The sequence below is a fragment of the Planktothrix tepida PCC 9214 genome, assembly GCF_900009145.1.
Classification (GTDB): domain Bacteria; phylum Cyanobacteriota; class Cyanobacteriia; order Cyanobacteriales; family Microcoleaceae; genus Planktothrix; species Planktothrix tepida.
This window is the reverse complement of sequence record NZ_LN889782.1, coordinates 669,021-694,232: the sequence shown is the minus strand read 5'-3', so window position 1 is coordinate 694,232 and position 25,212 is coordinate 669,021. Positions and strand designations below refer to the sequence as shown.

14 protein-coding genes and 1 pseudogene are annotated in these 25,212 nt (G+C 38.0%); 11 read left to right on the top strand and 4 right to left on the bottom strand.

Going from position 1 to position 25,212, the window contains the following annotated elements; translation table 11 throughout:
• The first annotated feature begins 103 nt into the window (after nt 1–103).
• Nucleotides 104–2,200, top strand: coding sequence for a M3 family metallopeptidase (locus PL9214_RS05995; RefSeq protein WP_139294974.1), 2,097 nt, complete (start codon nt 104–106; stop codon nt 2,198–2,200).
• Nucleotides 2,201–2,263: 63 nt separating this feature from the next.
• Here PL9214_RS05995 and PL9214_RS05990 read toward each other — a convergent pair whose 3' ends face one another.
• The gene (locus PL9214_RS05990; protein ID WP_139294973.1) at nt 2,264–3,037 is read right to left on the bottom strand and encodes a FecR family protein; all 774 of its coding nucleotides are present in this window, start codon (nt 3,035–3,037) and stop codon (nt 2,264–2,266) included.
• A 114-nt stretch (nt 3,038–3,151) separates the two neighbouring features.
• Here PL9214_RS05990 and PL9214_RS05985 point away from each other — a divergent pair, with 114 nt between their 5' ends.
• The 3 genes from PL9214_RS05985 (at nt 3,152) to PL9214_RS05975 (ending at nt 9,108) form a co-directional block, all read left to right on the top strand.
• Nucleotides 3,152–5,887, top strand: coding sequence for a CHAT domain-containing tetratricopeptide repeat protein (locus PL9214_RS05985; RefSeq protein ID WP_083579900.1), 2,736 nt, complete (start codon nt 3,152–3,154; stop codon nt 5,885–5,887).
• Between the two features lie 172 nt (nt 5,888–6,059).
• The gene (locus PL9214_RS05980) at nt 6,060–6,842 is read left to right on the top strand and encodes a DUF928 domain-containing protein (RefSeq protein WP_072717899.1); all 783 of its coding nucleotides are present in this window, start codon (nt 6,060–6,062) and stop codon (nt 6,840–6,842) included.
• Nucleotides 6,843–6,873: 31 nt separating this feature from the next.
• Nucleotides 6,874–9,108: a CHASE2 domain-containing protein gene (locus PL9214_RS05975; RefSeq protein WP_072717898.1), complete on the top strand. Its 2,235-nt coding sequence runs from the start codon at nt 6,874–6,876 to the stop codon at nt 9,106–9,108.
• 46 nt (nt 9,109–9,154) lie between these two features.
• Here the strand turns inward: PL9214_RS05975 and PL9214_RS05970 are convergent, their stop codons facing one another.
• Nucleotides 9,155–10,957: a helix-turn-helix domain-containing protein gene (locus tag PL9214_RS05970; protein ID WP_072717897.1), complete on the bottom strand. Its 1,803-nt coding sequence runs from the start codon at nt 10,955–10,957 to the stop codon at nt 9,155–9,157.
• 171 nt (nt 10,958–11,128) lie between these two features.
• Here PL9214_RS05970 and PL9214_RS05965 point away from each other — a divergent pair, with 171 nt between their 5' ends.
• From PL9214_RS05965 to PL9214_RS05935, 7 genes and pseudogenes are all read left to right on the top strand, one after another.
• A complete protein-coding gene (locus PL9214_RS05965; protein WP_072717896.1) occupies nt 11,129–11,701 on the top strand; it encodes a hypothetical protein in 573 nt (190 codons plus the stop codon).
• A 118-nt stretch (nt 11,702–11,819) separates the two neighbouring features.
• Entirely contained in the window at nt 11,820–12,347 is a 528-nt protein-coding gene (locus PL9214_RS05960; protein WP_072717895.1) for a hypothetical protein, read from the top strand.
• 123 nt (nt 12,348–12,470) lie between these two features.
• Nucleotides 12,471–13,589: a patatin-like phospholipase family protein gene (locus PL9214_RS05955; RefSeq protein WP_072717894.1), complete on the top strand. Its 1,119-nt coding sequence runs from the start codon at nt 12,471–12,473 to the stop codon at nt 13,587–13,589.
• Between the two features lie 177 nt (nt 13,590–13,766).
• Nucleotides 13,767–14,528, top strand: coding sequence for a leucine-rich repeat domain-containing protein (locus PL9214_RS05950; protein WP_072717893.1), 762 nt, complete (start codon nt 13,767–13,769; stop codon nt 14,526–14,528).
• 69 nt (nt 14,529–14,597) lie between these two features.
• Complete coding sequence (locus tag PL9214_RS05945; RefSeq protein ID WP_072717892.1) at nt 14,598–14,897, top strand: hypothetical protein; 300 nt, start codon at nt 14,598–14,600, stop codon at nt 14,895–14,897.
• 594 nt (nt 14,898–15,491) lie between these two features.
• Nucleotides 15,492–17,296: pseudogene (gene ltrA / locus PL9214_RS05940) on the top strand (group II intron reverse transcriptase/maturase).
• Nucleotides 17,297–17,519: 223 nt separating this feature from the next.
• Nucleotides 17,520–18,041, top strand: a complete 522-nt coding sequence (locus PL9214_RS05935) for a hypothetical protein (protein ID WP_072717890.1) — start codon at nt 17,520–17,522, stop codon at nt 18,039–18,041.
• 283 nt (nt 18,042–18,324) lie between these two features.
• Here PL9214_RS05935 and PL9214_RS05930 read toward each other — a convergent pair whose 3' ends face one another.
• Both PL9214_RS05930 and PL9214_RS05925 read right to left on the bottom strand, forming a co-directional pair.
• A complete protein-coding gene (locus tag PL9214_RS05930; RefSeq protein WP_072717889.1) occupies nt 18,325–19,374 on the bottom strand; it encodes a mannose-1-phosphate guanylyltransferase in 1,050 nt (349 codons plus the stop codon).
• 188 nt (nt 19,375–19,562) lie between these two features.
• On the bottom strand, nt 19,563–24,770 hold the full coding sequence (locus tag PL9214_RS05925) for a response regulator (RefSeq protein WP_072717888.1): 5,208 nt from the start codon (nt 24,768–24,770) through the stop codon (nt 19,563–19,565).
• Nucleotides 24,771–25,212: the final 442 nt, after the last annotated feature.

The following is a 25,212-nucleotide window of genomic DNA, read 5'->3' as shown; positions in this document are numbered from 1 at the left end:
ATCGGTGTTTGGGAATAAAAAAATCCTTGGGGTACTAGCTAGAAATCAGGTTTCTGTTTACCATATAAGGTATTTGACCCCCTAAATGAAAGAAAACAGAAGTATGAGTCTAACAACGACAGAAAACCCCCTACTGATTGGGCAGGGATTACCCCCTTTTGAACAAATTACACCGGAGCACGTTGTTCCGGGAATAACGCAACTGTTAACGGAACTCGAAGAAGAGCTTATTACCTTAGAAACTCAGGTAAAACCAACCTGGACAGAATTAGTTGAACCCCTGCAAAAATTACAAGAACGGTTAACGTGGAGTTGGGGAATTGTTGGGCATTTAATGGGTGTAAAAAATAGCCCGGAATTGAGAACTGCCCATGCAACCGTTCAACCGAATGTTGTAAAATTTATCAATAAATTGAATCAAAGTCAAGCCATTTATCATGCTTTTAAACAGTTAAAAAACAGCGATGAATGGGATCAATTAGATTCGGCTCAACAACGGATTATTAATACAGCCCTGCGAGATGCTGAATTATCAGGGGTGGGATTAGAAGGAGAAGAACGGGATCATTTTAATGCCATTCAATTAGAATTAGCTGACCTTTCCACTCAATTTTCTAATCATGTTTTAGATGCGACAAAAGCCTTTAGTTTAACCTTAACAACGCCGGAAGAAATTGCAGGTTTACCCCCCAGTTTACTCAGTTTAGCGGCTCAAGCTGCCCGTGCAGAAGGCTCAGAAACTGCTACCTCGGAAAATGGCCCCTGGCGAATTACGTTAGATGCTCCCAGTTTTGGCCCCTTCTTAAAATATAGCCAGAGGAGAGATTTACGCGAAAAAGTTTATCGAGGTTATATTAGTCGGGCTTCTAGTGGAGATTTAGATAACTTCCCTTTAATTGAACGGATTTTAGAACTTAAAAAACAGAAAGCTAGTATTCTAGGTTTCAAAAGCTATGCTGAACTTAGTTTAGCCAGTAAAATGGCTCCGAATGTGGCAGCAGTGGAAGCGTTATTAGAAGAATTACGCATTGTCAGTTATGATTCGGCGCAACAGGAATTCGAGGATTTAAAGGCTTTTGCAGCCTCAAAAGGAGCCGAAGAAGCCGAGAATTTACAACATTGGGATATTGCCTTTTGGTCAGAACGACAACGGGAAGAAAAATTTGCCTTTACGGATGAAGAATTACGCCCTTATTTTGCCTTACCCCAAGTCTTAGATGGATTATTTGGATTAGTTCATCGGATTTTTGGAATTGTGATTACTCCCGCCGATGGTCAAGCTCCAATTTGGCATGAAAATGTCCGCTATTTTCAAGTTGCCAATGAAAGCGGAAATCCCATCGCTTATTTCTATTTAGATCCCTATAGTCGCCCCGCCGAAAAACGCGGCGGAGCTTGGATGGATGAATGTATTACTCGCGCTAAATTCGTGGAAAATAACGAAACAAAAGTGCGATTACCCGTAGCTTATTTACAATGTAATCAAACTCCTCCCGTTGAGGATAAACCGAGTTTAATGACATTTATGGAAGTAGAAACCCTATTTCATGAATTTGGTCATGGGTTACAACATATGTTAACAATAGTTGACTATGCGGGAGCGGCTGGAATTAATAATGTGGAATGGGATGCGGTGGAATTACCCAGCCAATTTATGGAAAATTGGTGTTATGATCAATCGACATTATTTGGCATGGCAAAACATTATCAAACCGGAGAAACCTTGCCCGAACATTATTATCAAAAGTTGTTAGCGGCTAAAACCTATATGAGTGGAATGGGAATGCTAAGACAACTACATTTTGGGTTTGTGGATATTGAATTACATCATCGTTATCAACCGGGAGGAAGTGAAACAATTAATGACGTTCGCAACCGTATTGCAGAGAAAACGATGATTATTAAACCTCTGGCTGAAGATGCCTTTTTATGTGCTTTTGGTCATATTTTTGCAGGCGGTTATTCTGCCGGATATTACAGTTATAAATGGGCAGAAGTATTGAGCGCTGATGCTTTTGCTGCTTTTGAAGAAGCCGGATTAGAAGATGAAAAAGCTATTTCGGAAACGGGAAAACGCTTCCGAGATACGGTGTTAGCATTAGGGGGAAGTTTACATCCGATGGAAGTCTTTAAAGCCTTCCGAGGGCGGGAACCCAGCACAAAACCTTTATTAATTCATAGTGGTTTAGTTGCAGCTTAATCAGTTATCAGTTATCAGTTATCAGTTATCAGTTATCAGTGTTGGGGTTGATTTTTTAGATCATTAGAAGGGTAAACGGGGAATTGGAACGGGAACTGGAGGAGTCGGAAATGAAGGTGTGGGAATTCCGGTTGTAGAACAACTAAATCCAGGTAAAAGACGAGAACACAGAGAATATAATGCTCCTTCTGGGGTTACAGGAATCGTAAATCCTGAGAATAATCGACCGGATAAAATAGAGGCAATTTCTTCAGGGGTCATGGGAATGACTTCGCTTAAAATTCCTTGTAAAACGGATACTTTTTCCCCTTCCTTGACTTGTACAGGTTTTCCACTTCCTGTGCTGGAACTCACCTCTACAGTTCCTTCCAAAACTTTAATATCCCCTGTATTTCCATCCATCGTTTCTAGGACATAAATTGTTCCTTCAACCCCAACCGTAAACCCAGCAATACATCCATTAATAGGGCCACTGACGAGAATTTTTCCTTGTTTTATTTCCACACATTGACCGACGGTAACAACAGAATTAGAATCCATGCGTCCCGCAGCACCATTATTAAATAAAACTCCGGCGCGAGATACTTTAGTCAGAACAATTTGCCCAAATTCTGCTTTATCTTCTACTTTTGCTTGATTATCTTGAATAAAAACTTGATCCCCATCTAAAATTTCTTGAATGATGGCAAGATTAACTTGAGCAACGGTATATTGTTGGAAAAATCCCACCGTTAAAAATACACAAAATCCGGTGATTAAACTGATAAAAATTCGTCTCCAATCACGAGAAGATTGAAGAAAATTAAACAACCGAGACACAATTGGAAGAATGAACATAGGTTAAGAGAAGAATGAGAAAATTTTAAATTTTAGTAATTCGGGATACTGAGTCAGCTAAAATTATCACTAAAGCTGAATCCTAAGCACTGGGATTAAAGTAGGAATTAAGTAATGATACCTAAACTCAGAAGCAAAAATAAATTTTTCAGAGTTTGGTTTTGTATCCTGATTCTGGCATCTTTTTTGGCTTCAGGAATAGTTTTACCTGTGATCGCACAACAATGGCAATCCGCAGAAATTCTTAATTCTAATTCTGGCGCAGAAAATAGTTTTAATCAAGGATTGAAAGGATATCGAGAAGGAACAGTAGCCGGATTTCGGAAGGCGATTCAAGAGTGGGAAAAAACGTTACGTTTATGGCGAGAAGCGAATAATCCTCAGCAAGAATCCGTGACTCGCAATTTTTTATGTTCTGTTTATGGAAATTTAGGGGAATATCCCCAGGCTCTTAACTGTTATAATCAATTACTGATTTTAACTCAAACCCTCCAAGACAAACAAACTCAAGCTACAACTTTAATTTCTATTGCTAAAATTTATGCTCAATTAGGGGAATACCAACAAGCCTTAGATACTCTCAATCAAACTTTTCCTTTCTGGGAAACTCTTAATTTTAAAACAGGGGGGTTGGCGACTTTGAATGAAATGGCTTTTGTTTATTTTAATTTAGGGGAATTTCAACAAGCTCTGAATTATTATAATCAAGCTTTAGCTCTAGTAAAGCCTTTAGGAAATCCGGCGAATATCGCAGCTATTTTAAATAATATTGGTCAAGTCAAATCCACGTTAAACCAGTTTGATACCGCCCTTGATAATTATAAACAAGCTTTAAGTTTATGGGAAGAGGTGATTCAAAAATTGGGCGATCATTCTGCCATTCATATTCAGCGAGGAAAAGGAGCAACATTAAATAATATTGGATTTGTTTATGCTAATTTGAATCAATTAGAACCCGCTTTAGAAAATTATAATCAAGCCTTAACGCTGTGGCAAAAAATTGGCGATCGCACGGGAGAAGCGAGTACCTTTAATAATATTGGGTTTGTTTATTTCCAACAAGGGAAGTTAGAGCAATCCTTAGAATTTTATAATAAAGCCTTACAGATTCGTCAGGAAGTTGGCGATCGCCCTAAAGAAGCATTATCTCGATATCGAGTCGCAACAGTTAAACGAAAACAGGGAAAGTTTGAGGAAGCGATCGCTCAAATTGAAACCGCTTTAACCATTATTGAAGACTTGCGGACACAAATTGCCAATCAAGATTTAAGAGCTTCTTTCTTAGCTTCTAAACAGGATTATTATCTATTTTATATTGATTTATTAATGGAACTCAATCAACAACAACCCAACCAAGGTTGGGATGGAAAAGCGTTACAAATCAGTGAACGAGCCAAAGCCCGTTCTCTATTAGATATTTTAGCAGAAGCTCAAGGAGAAATTACCTCTGGTGTTGATTCTAAACTTTTAGAGAAAAAACAAACCTTAAGACAAAAATTATCCGCTTTAGAAGCACAACGCATTAAACTTTTAAGCCAACCCCATACGATTATTCAAAAAGATGAAATTAACCAAGAAATTGAAACGTTACTGCAACAGTATAATCAAATTTTAGGGGAAATTCGGGAAAATAATCCCCATTATGCTGCTTTAACTCAACCTCAGCCATTAAATTTATCAGAGATTCAAAAACTATTAGATGAAAATACCGTTTTATTAGAATATTCCCTGGGAAAAGACCGGAGTTATTTATGGGCTGTTACCCCTAATCGTATTCAAAGTTATGATTTACCCGGAGAAGAAGCAATTAAAACAAGCGTTAAAACCTTTCGGGAAAATTTAATTTTACCCAGTAAGAGAATGCGGCAATCGCTCTATGAAGAAACAGGGAAAACCTTAAGAGAAATGGTATTTCCTCCCCTTCCACTCTTAGCCAATAAAAGATTGCTGATTGTAGCTGATGGGGCATTACAATATATTCCCTTTGCTGCCCTTCCTTTAGCAGAAACAAACAGCAAAGGCGATCCGATCCCTTTAATTAATAATCATGAATTATTAACGTTACCCTCCGCTTCAGTTTTAGGAATTATACGACAAGAAACCCAAACTCGAAAACCGGCTGAAAAACTGTTAGCGGTATTAGCTGATCCAGTATTTAGTTCAACGGATGAACGATTAAAAGCTGTCGTTTCTAAAGCGATTAAATCCCTTTCACCCGACTTAGAACGTTCAGCCAGAGAATCCGGTGTTTTATTTGATCGTTTACCCTTTACCCAAGAAGAAGCTAAACAGATTTTAGCCTTAGTTCCTGAGCAGGAAAGTTTGCAAGAAATCGGCTTTAACGCAAATAGAGAAACCGCAACAAGTTCTCAACTGAGTCAATATCGTTTTATTCATTTTGCCACTCATGGTTTACTCAATAGTGAAAATCCTGAATTATCAGGTTTAGTATTTTCTCTAGTGGATCAAAGTGGACAATCTCAAAATGGATTTTTACGACTCTATGATATTTTCAACTTAAATTTACCTGTAGAATTAGTGGTATTAAGTGCCTGTGAAACCGGATTAGGTCAGGAAATAAAAGGCGAAGGATTAGTAGGTTTAACACGAGGATTTATGTATGCAGGTGCGAGTCGAGTGGTGGTGAGTTTATGGAGAGTTGATGATCAAGCCACCTCCCAATTAATGGCGAAATTTTATCAAGGAATATTAGAAGAAGGATTATCTCCAGTTGCCGCTTTACGACAAGCACAAATTAAAATGCAGCAGAATGAAACCTCAGAATGGATACCCCCTTATTATTGGTCAGGATTTACTTTGCAGGGAGAATGGCAAAAACTTCCCAATTAAATCAAGAAAATCAGTCTCTTGGCAACTTCTAAGTCCCTAAGACAGTCTCAGAGGCATAAGTCCCCATCATTTGCGAATTGCGTACTCAAGCAAATTTTGATCGGATGCAAGTTTTCTATTTTGGATGGTGCATCTTATGATCATCGTCATGGGCATAAGGAGGCATAATCTCATGGTTATCAAGTCTGTCGGTTATTTGAGTTTGATTTTAGGCATGATGTTGCCTGTTACAGCGAGTCTAGCTATCATTCCTGCTCCAGTTAAAAACGGGGTCAATTCCCCCATGGAAATCAGTTTAAAATTTCCTGATGCCCCCAAGGGTGATGGGCCAGTGAGTACCGCCGGAGGAGGGACACGAGGAACAAGCTGTGGGTTAGATAATACCAAACTGACAGCTTTAGTCCCCAGTCAGAATACCTTAACGGTTTCTGCTAACCCAACGTTCTTTGTTTATATTCCTAAACTTAATCAGTCCCAGATCTTAAAGGGTGAATTTGAGTTAATCTATAACCCTAATAAAAATAAATATGTTACTCTTTACAAGACAAACGTTAAACTCCCTTTAGAACCCAGTATTGTGAAAATCCCATTACCTAAGACTGTAACCTTAGAACCCGGAATTAAATATCAATGGACATTTGCCATTACTTGTAATACTTCTAATTTTTCAGATCCGACAGAAGATTTTGTAGGGGTTTATATTCAGCGAAATGAGCTTACACCAACCCTAAAACAGGAATTAGAACAAACCCAAAATCAATTAAAAAAAGCAGAAATTTATGCCCGTGAAAACATCTGGCAAGATACATTAATGAGCCTAGCTCAGTTACGAGATTCTCAACAAGAAGAATGGAAAAGTTTACTGACTTCTATTAAAATTGAAGAATCGATTATAGACGCTCCTTTTGCACCTGAATCAACAGTAAGCAATTCTGAAGAGCAATCTGCCCAATAAACCCTACAATATACACGCTAAAATACGCTCTATGAGAGCAAAAATTCAACAATTGATGTGGGAGTGGCGTGGCATTTGGATTACAACCCCAGTCATGGCGGGTCTTGTAATTCTGCTGCGTTTTTCAGGGATTTTACAATCCTGGGAATGGTCAGTTTATGACCAATATATGCGCTTGCGTCCCCCGGAACCCCGTGATCAACGGATTGCAATTGTGGGGTTAGATGAAGCGGATATGAAATATATTGGTCAAGGTTACGTTCCTGATGAAATTTATGCTGACTTAATCGAAAAATTAGTCGCCATGAAACCCACAGCAATCGGGTTAGATATTTATCGAGATTTACCGTTTGAACCCGGTCATGCTCGGTTACTTCAACTTTTTGCAGAGACTCCTAATTTAATTGGAATTGAAAAAGTTGTCGGAGATGAATCCTTAGAATCTGTGGCTGCTCCACCAATTTTAAAAGGAAAAAATCGAGTCGCTGCGAATGATTTAATTTTAGATGAAGATAATATTATCCGGCGGGCTTTGTTAGTTGTTAAAAATGATCAAAAACAACCGGTTTACAGTTTAGGATTGTTTTTGGCGATGTTTTATTTAGATTCTCAAGGAATTGCACCCGAAATTGTACCAGGAACCAATAATTGGTGGAAATTCAACGACACTGTATTTAAACCCTTTGCCAAAAACGATGGCGGTTATATCCGAGCCGATGCTGGAGGGTATCAAGTGTTTTTAAATTATCGAGGATCTAATCAAAGTTTTGAAACGGTTTCCTTTAAAGATATTTTAACCGATAAACTTCCTAAAGATTGGGGAAAAAATCGCATTATTTTAATTGGATCTATAGGGGAAAGCTTCAAAGATTTAATGTCAACGCCCTACACATTATCTGCTAACGAAAGAATGTCTGGGGTAGAAATTCATGCCAATATAGCAAGCCAAATTATTAGTACAGCCTTAGATCATCGTCCTTTAATTCAAACCCTTCCCGATCCCTTAGAATGGATTTGGATATTTCTCTGGTCAGGAACTGGGGCAATTTTAACTTGGAAATTTAGAGCGACGGCTAAAGTTAAATTATTAATTGCACGACAGGTTTTGATTTCGATCTTAGCAACGGGTGTTTTACTCGGAAGTACCTATCTTTTCTTTATTCACGGATGGTGGATTCCCGTTGTTCCTCCCTTTTTAGCATTAGCAGGTTCAGCCATTGCCATTACCGCTTATATTGCCCGTTCTGCGGCGGATATTCGCAATATTTTTGGACGTTATTTAAGTGCTGAAATAGTTTCTAATTTACTGGAGAAACCCGAAGGGTTAAAACTAGGAGGAGAACGACGAAAAATTACCATTTTAACGTCGGATTTACGGGGATTTACGGCTTTGTCTGAACGTTTACAACCGGAAGAAGTGGTCAAAATTTTAAATTTCTATTTATCTTCAATGGCGGATGTTATTACCACTTATCAAGGAACCATTGATGAGTTTATGGGGGATGGAATTTTAGTGTTATTTGGTGCTCCCACCTTACGAGAAGATGATGCTCAACGGGCGATTGCTTGTGCGGTGGCGATGCAATTAGCAATGGAGAAAGTAAATCAAAAATTAAAACAGTGGGATTTGTCTTCTTTAGATATGGGAATTGGAATTAATACGGGCGAAGTTGTCGTTGGGAATATTGGGTCAGAAAAACGTACAAAATACGGCGTTGTCGGGAATCAAGTGAATTTAGCCTATCGGGTTGAATCTTATACAACGGGAGGACAAATTCTAATTTCTGAAATGACCTTAAAGGAAGCAGGGGAAGATTTAGTTAAAATTGACAATCAAAAATTAGTTCAACCCAAAGGGGTCAAAAAACCGATTACCATTTATGAAGTCGGAGGAATTGGCATACCCTATAATTTATTTATTTCTAAGGAAGAAGAACATTTCTATCCGCTTCCGACACCAATTGTTTTACAATATTCGATTTTAGAAGGAAAACATATTGGTGAAAGTTTATTAATGGGGAGTTTAGTTGAATTATCCGAAAAAAGTGCTTTAATTGTTACGGAAGCCAATAATGATATTATTCCAGAAGCCTTAACAAATTTAAAGATTAATATAAAATTAGAACCCGAACAATGGAGTGATGATATTTATGCAAAAGTCCTAGAAAAATCGGCTGAATTTGGATCATTTTATATTCAGTTTACGATGAAACCTCCAGAGGTTGAAAAATATCTCAGTCAACTGTATAAAACTATCGTTATATGAAATCCTTAAATGTATGCTACACATCTCCCCCCTTTTTAAGGAAACATTATACTAACACTGACTTACTGAGATCACAATATTTTAGGTTCATCTGTTCTAAATTTAGGGATCTCAGATCCGCTTCCCATAGGGATAATCCTGAAAAATCTGCTCCTGATAAATCCGTGTTGAGAAAACACAATAAATTAATTAAATTCCCAACCGCATAACCATAAGGGATTTTGATTTCTCGAAGTTTGATTAAAATCAGATTCAACTTTTCAGCAACATCTTCTGAACTTTTATATCGGACTAAAAGTTTTTGAATTAAAGGTTTAACAAAAGCCGAAATTTGATAATTTTTAACAGCATCGCTGGCAGTTACCTTGAAAATTGGGTAATTTTGCAAGATGAAAAATAACGGGCAACAACGAGGAGTATTTTTGTGATTTTCCCCGGTTAAATCTTGATAAAAATGTTCAATGATTCTTTCCCTAATATAAGCTCTAATTAAATAATCTTGAGTAAATCCTAAACTCTTTTTTTCAATCAGCGATCGCCGTTGCAAAGACTCTAAGCTTTCCAGTAATGCAGGTTCAGAGACAGGAGGAAATAAATCCTCTACAAGTTGTGTACTAGAAACAGGTTTGCTTTCAATCGTTAACCAGTACATAATCTTTTTTTCTAATTCTGATAACTGATTGAATTGCTGATCTAATATTGCTCTTATTCCATTAAAAATAATCTTGTTTTCCTGTATAAATTTTGCTATACTATAGTTAAATAAATCTTGAATTGATGTCGCAGCAATTTTTAATAAAAGCGGATTACCTGAATAATAAGTAACCAATTTTTTATAATCTAATGAAGTTCCTTTAATCTCTTTAAGTTTTAAAATTATTTCTCCAGCTTCAAAATCTAAACCTTTTAACTTTAAGACTCGAACAGGTAAAGTATTCCCGGCTAAAACAGCAATTTCTTGAGGAGTTTCTCGACTGGTAATCACAATACAACTTTGATGGTTAATTTCTCCCAGTTGTTGCAGAAGTTTCCGATAGTCTTCATATCCATTTCGGTAGTGTCCCGTTAACATTCCATCTTGAAAAACAGCTTCAAAACCATCAAGAATAATTAAACATTTATGGTGTTGTAAATATTCAATAAACTGTAAAATTTTGACTTCAATTCTTTCAGAAAATTTTGGAGGTGCTAAGGGAAGATTAATCAAACAATAATTAAATATTTCTGTTAGTAATTCAGAACAAGATAAACCAGTATTAAGGTTATAATAGAAAACAAATTCAAACTGTTGCTTAATTTCATGGGTCAGTTTAACAGATAATGCCGTTTTGCCAATTCCTACCATCCCAACCATTGCAATTAAGCGACAATGCTCTTCTAAAATCCAGTGTTTCAGGGTCGAAAGTTCAGTGCTTCTACCATAAAAAAAGGAGACATCTATCGCTGCGGTTAAATGATAGGCGTTAGGATAATCTCTGATTTTTTGTAATTCTACTCTTTCCGCTATTCTTTTCTTTTCACAGGAAGAACAATCAGGAACCGTTAAGGGTTTTGATACAATCTCAGACTGAGTAGATCCCTGTTTGGATTGATAGACGTAGCAGTTAATTGCAGAATGTAAGTTAGTTTTAGTAACAGGTTTTCCTAAGCTTTGAGAGAGCAATTTCCATAACTGAGAACCCACCCCTTTAATATAATCTGTATCATACTCAAAGGCTTGGGCAATTTGTTGATAGGATTTTCCTTGCCAAGACTCCCGCAACACCAGTTCTTGAGTATCACTCAACCCATTTGATGGAAACAGAGGAGTTAATAGCACCAAAACTTCATCAGGTGTCATTTCTGGCATGGTTTGTTACCCCCCTCACTCTCACTTGATTTGTATTTTATCACCTTTTCTTACTTTTTTTACTGTTCTTCGTTTATCTTCAGGTTTCTTTACATTAAAGTGATCACCTTTTCTTACTTTCAATCAACAAGTCAAAGATTATTGTTGAATTATAGAGTTGAGAACAAACGCATGAAATCACCGAAGTTGATTTCTGTTTGCATACTTGCAGCAACTATAGTCAGTAGCTTTAGCTTTTTTTTATTACCTACTCCTAAAGCTTCTGCTTGTAATACTGGTTGGGGTATTTTAGATCCTACCTGTCCTGGTCGGATCTTGAACCCAGGAAAACCAGCAGAGTCAGATACTGGTACAAGAGAATATAAAAATTGCCTTAAGATTGATGCAAGGAAAGGATGGCAAACATTACCAAATTTTGAAGAAATAGACAGTATTGGTGGTGGTTGGTCTGTAGATGCAGCAAACTATCCTATGGTGGGGCCAGGAGGACATACAGGTGATGCAGCAAGAGCATTAGCACCTTATAACGTCTATAAGTACGACCAAAAGTATCCATTTGGTGCTTTGCTTTTTCTTGATCAGAATGGGAATAATGTTCCCTTTAGTTCATCTTTTGTAAATAATCGTGTACCTCCAAATTTAAAACACTCACGAGGGATTCATGTGAGAATTAATGATGCTGATAAAGCACTTGGGGACAACGGTGGAGCATTGGAATTTTGTGGAAAAAGTTATGTTCACTAAGCCGGATTTTGGATAAGTCCGAACTCAAATTTTGAAATGACTTTCACAAAAGTTTTGAAAAGTCATGCTAACTCAATTCAAGCCAAAGAAACTTAAATTGTCTTAATCTGGAGGCAACATGAAAACTCTGAATATTAGTTCTCTTTTATTAGCCGGAACTTTAGTCACTTTGTCTATAAGCAGCTTAAGTTATGTACGTCCTGCTCAAGCGGGTTGGGGTTTGCCTGATCTAGATCCTTTTAATAAAAATGGTAGACTCAGAGAAACACTCCGAGATGCAGATGTGAGTAATCCCAATTCAGCAGCAGGACAAACCTTAAGAAATCCTACTTTCCGCTCTTTCAATATCCACGTCAAAAATAATAGTAACCAACCTATTCAAGTTCACGTTGAATGGTACGTTAAGCCTGGTTTAAATGATTGTTCTACTGTTAGTGGTAGTGGTGGAGGAAACTGTGGTAGTGGTGGATGGACATCAGGCGACTGGATATTACAACCAGGACAAAAAGCTTTTGTTGTTGATGATGCTACCAGTCGCCAAGCTGTTTTTTCTGCACGATCTTTAGATGGAACAATCGTCTGGAAAGAGGATCAAGTAGATATGGGTGACATATATACAAACTTTAATTATAGTTTTAATTATTGATTGTTACAACACCCATCAATCTCTGTTAACAAAAGAGCAAAATTTTTAGAGGCTATTCAATAAATTTCGCTTTACATTTTTTATGGGTAGCCTCAAATAAATACATATCAAGGAGCAACCCAAATGTTTAACAAACCTCGCCGAATTCTTTCATTTGATGGTGGCGGTATTCGCGGACTTTTAACTGCCACAATGTTAGAAGAAGTTGAAGATAAGCTGAAAGCAATCAATCCTGATAAACCGTTAAAAGATTATTTCGATATTATTGCTGGTACATCTTCAGGGAGTATTATTGCACTGGCTGTTGCTCAGGGAAAATCTGCACGAGAAATTAGAAATTTTTTTAAAGGGGACGGTGATAGAATTTTTCCTGATTTTAAATCAAGTTTAATCGATCTAATTAAAAGGTTTACGGAGCAAGATTTTGATTTTAATTTATTTAATCTTTGCAATATTTTTGACAAAGATAATAAAGAAATTGATAAAATCATGAGCCAGCCTTTTTATGATGATCAAGGGTTGGAGGAGGTACTCAAAGAAAAGTTTTCTGATCAGTTATTTGGAGAGCTAAAACCTTTAGTCATTGTTCCTAGTTATGATGTTTATAACCGTCAAGCAACAGTGTTTAAAAATCGAGACGACCGTTATAAAAATTTAGCGATTTGGCAAGTATGCAAAGCTTCTTGTTCTGCTCCCACTGTTTTTCCGGCTCATATTATTAACAATGATCAGTTTTTTTATGAACTTAAAAAAGATGCAAAAGAAGCTAAAATTTTAGATAAAAGTTCCAATCTTGACATTCCCAACGAAGGTCTTCCATTTGTTGATGGTGGTTTCGTGGCTAATAATCCTGTACTTTGTGCTATGGCTGAATGTCAGAAAAACTTTAAGACACTTCCCGATTTAGTTGTATCTTTTGGAGCAGGTACAGGATTCAAGCGAATTAGTGTTCAACAAGCCCAAGGATGGGGTGCTTTTAATTGGGCTAATTTAACCAGAAGTATACCTTTGATGGATGTATTTACAGACGGCTCCAGTGATGCAACGGATTACATTACCAAACAACTCCTGAAACAAGAAACTGACTATGTAAGATTTCAGCCTATTCTCGTTGAGAAAGATGTAATTACATTTAGTGCTGATGCAAAAAACATGATGGATTTAGAAGAATTTGCTGATAATTATATTACAACCAAAGAATATCGAGATAAAGTGCAAAAAGTCGTTGAAGAACTGACGTAATAAATTGGGGGTTTTTAATAACCCTAATCTAACCCAACCATGCCACCTCAACTATCAACATAATTCCCTTTTAATGATCCGACTTCTGAGCCAGAGTTATCAACTAGAGTAGGGAATAAGTTAAAAGGGTTTTATTCGTTGATAGTTGGGGTCAATTCAGCCAGAGGATAACCCATCATGAAAAGATTAACATCATCATTATTAATTGGGTTTGCATTAACTCTAGGAATCTCTAACGGTTCGTTATTAGCTCAACCCTCAGTAGAATTTAAAAATTTTGGCGAGTGGTGTAAGAATCAAAACCAATTAGGAGAGGAAACCAAACATACAATTGAAGTGTTGTTAAAAGTAGCAGAAACAACCGATTGTAATCAAGCTAATCAAGCTTTATCTCAAATCACTACACTTGATTTAAACTACGGTGAAATTAGTGATATTAGACCGTTATCCTCTTTAACTCAATTAACTGAGCTTTTTCTCATCGGCAATCAAATCAGCGACATTAGCCCTTTATCGAGTTTAACTCAATTGAAAGTGCTTTACCTCAGCCTCAATAGAATTAGTGATATTAGTCCCTTATCGAGTTTAAATCAATTGACTGAGCTTTACCTCGTCGGCAATACAATTAGTGAGATTAGCCCCTTATCCTCTTTAACTCAATTGAAAGAGTTTTACATTGAAACTAATCAAATTAGAGATATTAGTCCCTTATCCTCTTCAACTCAATTGACCTGGCTTAACCTTGAGGCTAATCAAATTAGTGATATTAGCCCTTTGTCCTCTTTAACTCAATTGACTAGCCTTAGCGTTATGGGCAATCAAATCAATGATCTTAGTTCTTTATCAAGTTTAACTCAATTGACTCAGCTTTTCCTGAGTGAAAACCCAATAGAACAGAAAATATGCCCTCTACCCAATCAATCAATTTGTAACTTTTAAAATTAAAAAATGCGATCGCTCGCATTCTCTCAAACACCTGTAAATCTTACCTAACACAAGGAAAACATCATGAAAGTTTACACTGACAAAGCAGAATTAACCCAAATCGGCTCCCCCAACCTGTGGATAATATTAGGGTTAGGAACCGCTTTATTTCTGATCTCAATGAGTTTTATTTATCCCTTAATAACAAAGGACTTACTATTAGTGATAGGCATCTTTGATCTTCTTGCGGTTTCAATTATAATGATGATCATTTATATCGCTTGGGCGGCTATTCTTAATCTCAGAAAAACTCAGATCACTGATCAGATTAATCGCCAACTAGCCGGAGATTTTATTAGTAACCCTGAAGTGCGATTCGTTTAGCTAAAAAATAGGCTGAAAAGCTTATGGGACAGCTAACTCAGTTGATGAAACTGGTGATAACTGATTACATTTGTAGGTGAGACGCTGTACGTCAAGTCCTACCCCTTAAGTGCTGAGGTGAAAGCATAACCCCTAATTTGCTTGGGTAGCAACCAACAGATTAAAGCGGGGTTAAAAGGTAGAACTACTGGTAGCCAAATCTGGTAACTATCGAGCAAGAAGTCCATGTGTAGCGAAAGCAAAGATGTGTCCAAACCATCGTAATTCTAAATGGTGCAATGGCTAAATCAGAGTAAAAACCTGATTAACACCAAGCCAAAAGGCAAGGATAGGGCATAAGCGGTTTTCTAGCCGACTCATTAGCACCGCCCAATAAACCCGGTGGATAGCATCACGCTAAAGACTTCAAACAAATGTGTAATCGGAACGAAGTAACCCCTAATTATCTCTGGTAAAAGATAGATAACCAGTAAGTAGCTAACGAATGATAGCTAGGGGAGGGATGGTATCAAAAGCGAATGCCTTGTTGTAATGACAAGGATATGCAGACAGATACTCGGTAATTCCAAAGAAATAGAACAAGTAGCAATGTAAATGTCTAAAACGCTGAATAAAAATCAGACGGTGGAATGGAAAGACATCAACTGGCGCAAGCTAGAACGGGTGACTTTTAAGTTGCAAAAGAGAATATTTCGAGCGAGTGAACGAGGCGATGTTAAAGCAGTTCGTAAACTTCAGAAGACCCTGATTAGGTCTTGGTCAGCAAAATGTATTGCGGTTCGTCGGGTAACACAAGATAATCAAGGTAAAAATACCGCAGGGGTGGATGGAATTAAATCTCTAACCCCAAAACAACGGAGGAGACTTGTAGGACGATTAAAGTTAACAGGTAAGGTAAAACCTACTCGTAGAGTAATGATTCCCAAACCCGGAACAACTGAAACCCGTCCATTAGGAATACCCACAATAGACGACCGTGCATTACAAGCGTTAGTCAAACTAGCGTTAGAACCAGAATGGGAGGCACTCTTCGAGCCAAACAGTTACGGTTTTAGACCAGGACGTTCCTGTCATGATGCAATCGGAGCAATATTCCTCAGCATTAGAAGCAAACCCAAATTCGTATTCGATGCTGATATCTCAAAATGCTTCGACCGCATCAACCATAAAGCGTTACTCTCCAAAATACACACATACCCCACTCTAAGCCGTTTAATTAAAGCATGGCTCAAAGCAGGGTATATGGACGGAAAAGAACTCTTTCCTACCCATGATGGTACACCACAAGGGGGAGTAATTTCACCCTTACTTGCGAACATTGCCCTACATGGTATGGAAGAAAGAGTTAAGCAATATGCAGAAACTCTGAAAGGGAGTAAACGGGATAACCGTTGCGCCCTTAGCCTAATCCGTTACGCGGATGACTTTGTGATAATCCATGAGGACTTGAACATTGTCAAAAATTGTCAAGAGATAATTGCTAACTGGTTAAGTGATTTGGGATTGGAATTAAAACCAAGCAAAACAAAAATAACTCATACCCTCAATGAAATTGATGGAAATGTTGGATTTGAGTTTTTAGGATTCCATATACAACAACACAAAGTAGGAAACTATCGAAGTGCAAGCAGTAGAAATGGAATACCGCTAGGTTTTACAACACTAATCACACCCTCAAAAGCCAAAATCAAAACTCATCTTGTCAAAATAACTGAAGTAATAGACAATCATAAAACCGCCCTACAAGCTGCTCTAATTAGTAAGCTAAATCCGATCATTAAAGGCTGGTCAAACTATTACTCAACAGTTGTTAGTAAAGAAATCTTTAAGAAGGTTGACTCTCTAACATACAACAAGTTGAGAGCATGGGCAAAAACGAGGGGAAAAGGGAACATCAATAAAGACAAATACTGGAGAACAGTAGGAGACAGAAACTGGTGTTTCAGTACAGAAGATGGATTAGAATTACTCACCCATAGCAGTACGCCAATCGTAAGGCATACAAAGGTTAAAGGCGAGGCTAGTCCATTTAATGGAGACTGGACTTATTGGAGCAAACGCCGAGGCGAATATCCTGAAACCCCTAACAGAGTTTCCAAACTAATCAAGAAACAAAAGGGTATTTGTCCTCACTGTGGTCTGTATTTCACAAGTACAGACATGGTAGAAGTTGATCATATTCAACCAATATCATTAGGTGGAAAAGATACCTATGATAACCTTCAACTTTTACACAAACATTGTCACGACACAAAAACGGCTAGTGATGGTTCTTTAACTAAAACAACAGTTGAGAATTATGACCACCAACCGTTTTGAATCGTACCTATAACAAAGGTGAAATTATCAAGGAGCCGTGTGAGGTGAAAATCTCACGCACGGTTCTGAAGGAGAGGTAGGAGTGGTAACGCTCCTATCGACTCTAACAACTATTGGTATCGCTGGGAATACACTGAACGAGATAGAAAATGGATTGCATCTCATATCTTTTTAGAAGGACTGGGGATATTATTATTATGGTCTCCGTTTATAATAATTTTTATTCTAATCATTGAAATTTTAAACGGGAGAAAATTTCATTATCATCCGACGGGAAATGGGTTTCAAGATCTGATTAACTTATTGGGAGTAGAGATCTGTATTGGCTTCGGAACCGGATTAGCCTTTTTTATAGCCGGAATTTTTCAATCAGCCAAACGAAGCAAAAATATTTGTGATGTTTATATTGGTGAAAATGGGTTTTATGCAGATGGTGAATATTGGTGCTGGGAAGGAACACCCTATCATTTATATGGCATCAATTTATTAAAACGAGTCTTAAAGTTGGAATTATTTTATCAATTACCGAACTCCGAACCCGATCAAGATTTTGTTTTGACAACTCGTTTATTTGCAGATGAACCCACTGGGGAGATTACTCGCTCTATTTTTGTTCCTCTTGGTCAAGAACAAGCTGCTGATCAGATATTGAAAGAATTAACGAAAAAATGTATTCCACGACCTAGAAGAAGAAGGAGTAGTTATTATAGTAGTGACTATTATGGCGATAGTTACTACGGTGATAGTGATTCTGGGGATTCTGGGGATAGTTGTTCCTGGGGGGATTCTGGGGATTCTGGGGATAGTTGTTCTAGTGGCGATTAGTCTATTAACTTTTTCTTTCACATTATTAGATTTCTACCGCTCTAAAACCCGATGATTTTCAAGATTTTAGGGGAAACAGTTCCCCTTTTACCCAATGGTATTGATTCTAAATCCCCCAATGTCCTTTAAGGATTTGAGCCTCGTTAACGGTACTACTGATGTAGCGTTCATAAGTGGATTTCATATTACTTAAACAGAAATAAGGGATGAGAATGATTATAGACATCCATTGCCTTAACGGGGTAATAACCCCGTCAGTGCTTACTTCATGGCTTTGGAATCATTACAGCAAATTCTGATATTCTGATTCATCCCCTAAGATTTTTAACACCTGTTTAATATCTTGAGTCCGGTCTTTTTTCGCAATTAGGGTAACATTTCCATCCCGAACAATCACTAAATCCTCGATCCCTAACGTTACCACCACATCTTCATCACTAGAGCTAAATAAAATTGCCCCTTTCGTATCTAACCCAACGTGTTTAACAATTTCTACATTGGGTTTATCTCCTCCCAATAACCGTTCTAATCCATTCCAATCTCCTAAATCATCCCATCCAAATTCAACGGGTAAAACACAAGCTTTTTGTGTTTTTTCCATTAAGGCGTAATCAATACTAATTTTTTTCAATTCGGGATAAGCCTCTTTCCCTTTTGCTTCTAACGCACTCACTAATTCAGGAACATAAGTTTTGAGTTCTTTTAAAACGACACCCACACGGAAAACAAAAATCCCTCCATTCCAACTAAATCGTCCCGTTTCTAAAAATTCTTCTGCGGTTTCTCGATTCGGTTTTTCTGTAAATCGGGCTACTTTATAAGCCGGAAATCCAGCAAAATTTCCAATATTTTCTCCCTGTTCAATATAACCATATCCCGTTGAAGGATAGGTGGGTTTTACCCCTAATGTCACGATCGCATCTTGGGTTTTTGCTAATTCTTCTGCGGCTTTTAAAGTTTGGCGAAATTTTTCCGGTTCCGCGATCCAATGATCCGCCGGAAAGAACCCCACAACAGCCTCTTCTCCATAGCGTTTTGCCACTTCTAAAGTTGTCCAAACCAAGGCGGGGGCGGTGTCTCGTCCTTCGGGTTCTGCTAAAATATTCGCGTGAGGTAATTGAGGTAATTGAGTTTGAACCCCCGCCTCTAATAAAGCCGAGGTAACAACCCATAACCCATCCCAACTATCGGTTAAGGGTAATAACCGTTCTGCGGTTGCTTGTAATAAACTAACGCCACTCCCATCTAAACTCAAAAATTGTTTGGGTCGATGTTTCCGACTCAGGGGCCAAAACCGTTCACCTTTTCCACCAGCCAGAATCACAGGAATCATACTTAGAATTAAATAGGTAATCCAATTAAATGATCAAAGATTGAGGAAATTTTTCGATATTTTTTTCCCTAATGGTATCACGACAGCTAAACCTCTTGCCAACGGTCAAGCTCATTTTTTCCTCATCATTTAATCCTAAAGAATGAAGGGAAAACCGTCAATAGTTATTTTACCCCAATCAATCCTTCTTAATTTTGGATTCCGATGGCTTCCCTGGCTAATTCTTGTTCTAAAGCCGCTTTGACTCGTAACCATTCTGTTTCCATCTTTAAGAAGCCAGCCGCCGCACTTCCTGATGTAAAACATTCAGTCCTAGAGCCATTTTCTGCGGCCATACCAACCCGTCCCATATATTCTAACTCTTTGCATAACTCAGAAAATGTGATGGCACCTAATTGAGCACTACTGGATTTTAAGGTATGAGCAGCTTCTTTTAATCCTTGTATATCTTGAGTTCTGATCGCGGTTTGAATTTGGGCAATTTTTTCAGGCGCATCCGCTAAATAATCCTGAATTAATGTATTAACAAAGGGATCATCTTCATCATCATATTCTCGGAGATTTTTCAACACTTGTTGATCGATGGCGGAAGAGTCCAAAGCGACAAACTCTGGAGGGATAAGAGATTTTTCTAAGGGTTGATTTCCATTCGTGTAACTTTCTTTTTCTTTTGAAGAATTAGAAGATCCATTGAGAGAAAAGTCTGATGAATTGATGGGAGATTCATGACTATTTTCAGGAGAGAAGGGTTGACATTGAGATAAAGCTTTTGCCAGTTCTTCCCGCCGCACGGGTTTAGTAATATAATCATTCATTCCTGCTGCTAAACACATTTCTCGATCGCCTTGCATTGCATTGGCTGTCATGGCAATAATCCAAGGTTTAGGGGGGCGATTTTCGGGACTTTGTACATAGTCTTGACAAATCCGACGAGCCGTTTCTAATCCATCCATTAAGGGCATTTGAACATCCATCAAAATGACATCATAATATTGACGATTTAAAGCTTCTAAAACCTCTAATCCGTTCCCAGCAATATCAGCGCGATAACCTAATCGTTGTAACATTTGAATAGCAACTTTTTGGTTAACGACATGATCTTCAGCCAGGAGAATTCGTAAATTATTGGACGCTGGAACCGATAATAAATTGGATGATCCCACCCCAAAGGATTTAGCAGAAGATTTAAGAACGCTTTCAAGGGGTTGGCTGAAAATTTGAATTAATGTATTATAAAATTGCGATTGTTTCAGAGGTTTATTAATAAAGCCAGCACAATTAATTTGAGTATTTTCGACTTGTTTAACGAGATCGGTATTCACAACATAATTAAAGAACGTAATATTCAGAGGTTTTTGTTCTTGGAAAATTTCGGCATTGTCCCGTTCCCAATCTCGAATTTTTTTAGCTAGGGTAATTCCATCAACATCCGGTAAATTCATCCCTAAAATGACTAAATTAAAATCAGGATTCTTTTTTAATACATTCAGGGCTTCCTGTCCGGTTTTAACAGAAACAGGAATCATTCCCCAAGATTTCGCTTGTCGAATTAAAACCGTTTGATTAATGCCATGATTTTCAACAATTAATAAACGCTTTCCAGCCAGGAAATTAGAGAGTTCATCTGTTTCAACATTGGGGATAGCTTCAGCCCGAATGGTAAAGTAAAATGTTGAACCCGAATCTAACTCTAACGCCTCAACAAAATCCTCTGGAGGATTCCCACTGATTGTAGACATTAAGGGTTGAGTTTCAGTGTTAGAATTGGATAAAGATCGGCTGACCACCCACATTTGTCCGCCCATTAATTCACATAACCGTTGACTAATTGCTAATCCTAAACCCGTACCTCCATACTGACGAGTAGTGGACGCATCCACTTGCGAAAAAGCTTTAAATAAACGATCCATACGATCAGCCGGAATTCCAATACCCGTATCCTTAACCGCAAACTGAATATCATAAATTTTGTGAGCAATTGTTGGGGTAGACGTGAGGTTAATCGGAATATTTTTCACTTCCGTAGCTTTCACCATCACGACAACCTCTCCTTCGGCGGTAAATTTAACTGCATTACTGAGTAAATTGACTAAAACTTGGCGTAGTCTTGTGACATCTCCTAAAATCATCTGCGGCGTAGAAGGGTCAATTAAATAGGCAATTTCAATTCCTTTTTCGGCAGCTTTTGCTGAAAGTAATTCTAGAGATTCTTCCAAACAATCTCGAAGTTTAAAGGGATTTTTTTCTAAATCTAATTTACCCGATTCAATCTTAGAAAAATCTAAAATATCATTAATAATCGTGAGTAACGCATCCCCACTGGTACGAATGGTTTCCACAAAATCTTGTTGTTCAGGCGTTAAATTCATATCCAATAATAAGCCCGTCATCCCAATCACCGCATTCATCGGCGTGCGAATTTCATGACTCATGGTGGCTAGAAAGTCACTTTTAGCCCGACTGGCGACTTCCGCCGCTAATCTCGCTTCTTCTAAGGCTTTATTTTGTTCCGCTAATTGTTGACGATTTTGGACTTCTACTTCTAACAGTTTAGCTTGGGCTAAGGTTAATCCCACTTGATTCGCAACATCTTCTAAAAATTCAATTTCTTCGGGTATCCATTGGCGCATTTTATCGCATTGATGCAGCATAATAATGCCATTGGCATCTCCTTGATAGGAGGTACGAACTGCTAACATGGATTTTAATCCCATGCGCCGACACATGGGAGCAGAAGATTCTAATAAAGGTTCGGTAAAAACATCGACAGAAGCGATCGCAGCATCTTCCGCTAAGAGTTTTTCAATGTACGGATTATAGGTGACAGAAATTTCAAAATTCAAGGTTGAATCATAGCCAGATTCCAGATATTCTGCGACACAAGATAAGTGAGAATAGGGATCAGATCGATAAGTATAAATGGAACACCGATTGACTCCGAAAACCCGACCAATTTGAGTCGCTGTGGTTTGAAAAATTTCTTGAGTTTCTAATTTAGAACGAACTTTATGGGTGATTTGTTTCAGTAATAATAAATGTTGATTTTGTTGTTGAAGAATTTCTTGAGATTTTTCTCGTCCAATCTCATTTCCAATATAATTTGCCATTAATTTAATAATCTCTAAATCTAAGCTTTGAAACGGTGCTCGTGAGTGACGACTCATAAAACTCAACGTTCCATAAATTCGTCCTCCCAACATCACTCGGATGCCAATATAAGCTTCTAACCGTCGCGTTTGATAAGCAGGATGATCTTTCCAGGTTGATTGTTTAATGGATTCTAAACAAACCACTTCTTCGGTTTTTAACGCTTCCCATTCAAAGGTTTGTTCAATGGCTAAGGTATCTCCCTTGGCAAATCCAAAGGGAAAATCATCACTCAAATAGGAAGAAATGACTTCATACCGATCTGCAAAAACTCGTCCTAGTAACCCAATATCCATCCCAAATCGATGACAACCCATGCTTAAAATGGCATTAATTCGGGTTTCAAAATCACGATTACTTCCCAGGGTGATTTCATAAAATTGACGAATTAAAACTTCTCGTTCTCTTAATTGATCTAATTCTTGAAACTGTTCTGTAATATCATGTAACGTTCCGATAAGTCCTGTAATCTGTTGCTGTGTATCTAGGAGCAATTGCGCTGAAATTAAAATCCGTCGCGTGGTCGGTTGAGAACGCTGTCCGGTACGTTGTTGTTCTTTAATATTAAATGCTAAAAGCCGGACTTCCTGTTGACTCGATTGGGAGCGACCTAACATTAAAGATTCAAACCATTGACTCGCTTTTGTCCGATCTTGAGAATAAATATAGTTTAAAAATGATGTCCCTAAACTATTTTCTACGGTTAAACCCGTTAACGGTGTCCAAGCGGAATTTAAAAACGTCCAATTTCCGTGAATATCCGTTTTAAAAACTACGGATTTTAAGCGATCAATGGTATTATCATCAAGAGTTCGATTGGGTGGGGGTGGAGGAGATGAAGTCTTTTCTAACAGGGAAGAGGTTAAATCAATTTGAGTTCCAATTAAGCGCAGGGGTTCTCCTTGTTCACTCCAAAATCCTTGACCTCGATTGAGTACCGATTTATATTCACCGTCTTTACACCGGATGCGATATTCTGTCAGATATTCATGATTTTTTTGAGAAAAATAATCCTTTAAAGCAACTTTAACTCGATTCAAATCTTCAGGATGAATCCGACTTAACCATTCCTCTAAAATATTTTTAACTTCATGTTCTTGATATCCTAACATTGCTTTCCATTGAGAAGAATAGAAAACTTCATTAGTTTTTAAATTCCAATTATAAATCCCTTCTTGATGAGATTTTAAAGCTTCAATGGCTTCATTACTTAAGGATGAGTTTTCACAACATACAGACCCAGAGTCAGAAGGAGTTACTTTTGAAGTCTCCTGAATTTGATGCTGCCAACTTAAAAGCATATTGTGCATAGACTTCGGTTGAAGCACTTGCAGCAAAATGGTTTGAGGAGAAATTACAGTAGTCGGATTATTTTTATCATCTACTAAAATAATAGGAAGCTGATAATAATATTTCCGCATTAAGATTAATGCCGTTTTTAGGGAAACGTGCGATCGCAAAACTAGAGGCGGGGTATTACAAATACTACTAGCTTTAAGGGTTTTGAGATTCAGTCCTAAAGCTTGAATAGAAATGATGTCATGACGGGTGACAATTCCCACCGATTTAGATTCAGATTTGGGTTTAGAAGTCTGATCGGGTTTTAATGGAGAATTAGAAGAAATGGGTTCAGTAATCACCACTTCATCCACACCATATTGCAACATTAATTCGGTTAATTGCCGTACTGTTGCTGTTCCAGGCACCTGAACAATTTTAGAGGTTCGTAGGGGAGCCAGTTGATTTAATTTAATTAAATGATCGGGCAGAAAAAGATGGTCGAGAAGGTGGGAAGAAACTCCTACAGGAATATCGGGTAAACGTCGTGGTGTTTTGCTTCGTTCTCGGAAAGAAAGTTGTAAACAATTTTGGGGACTGATGATCCCGACTAATCCTCCTTGATCATCCACAATAGGAATTTGTTGAACTTGATGTTTTTCTAATAACCCCATCATTGTAAAAATATCGTTGATTTCCGATTCTCGAACGGTTAGAAATGACCGAATCATAATTCGAGAAATGGGAAATCCCTTGAGAGAATCTCCAATAGAATTTAACTGAATAATATCTCGTTCTGTAAAAATCCCTACAATCGTCGGTTTCTGCTGGGGAGTATCGGCTGGTTCAATGATCAAAACCGAGGGGGAACCGGTACGGCTCATCAACAAAATAACCTCTTCCACAGGGGTTTCCGGTGTCGTGGTTAAGGGATGGCGGTTGATAGCTTGACGAACTGAGGGAATAAACATAGAGGGCTTATTTGGGTTAGGGCTAGCTGGAATCAGGTTGGGCGCTGGGGTCTTGTGGAGGCTCCGCAAATCATCTAGGGCAAGATAAGGGTTAAGATACCTGGGGGGTAATACCCTCTCTTACTACCAGCATATTGGCATTTTCACTGGATGTCTTACCCAATTTTGCAACGACCTCTGAGTCAGACCGGAATTAAGGCCCTTGGTGAAAAGTGTAAAAGTTTTGCTCGGAAACCAGCAAGGCCTGTTAGGAGAGTGTAACCACATATAGCAAGTCTCAGCAGGGAGAGTAGGGGGCAGGGAGCAGAGGATTTTACCCTCAACAGTCAAAAGATATCTGGGGGGATTGAAACAGAATCTTTACTTCCATTTTGGCTTCTTATCGCCTTTAGATTTAAAATTTTTGAGGGTCATTTTCACCCAAAGTCATGTTCCGGGTTAC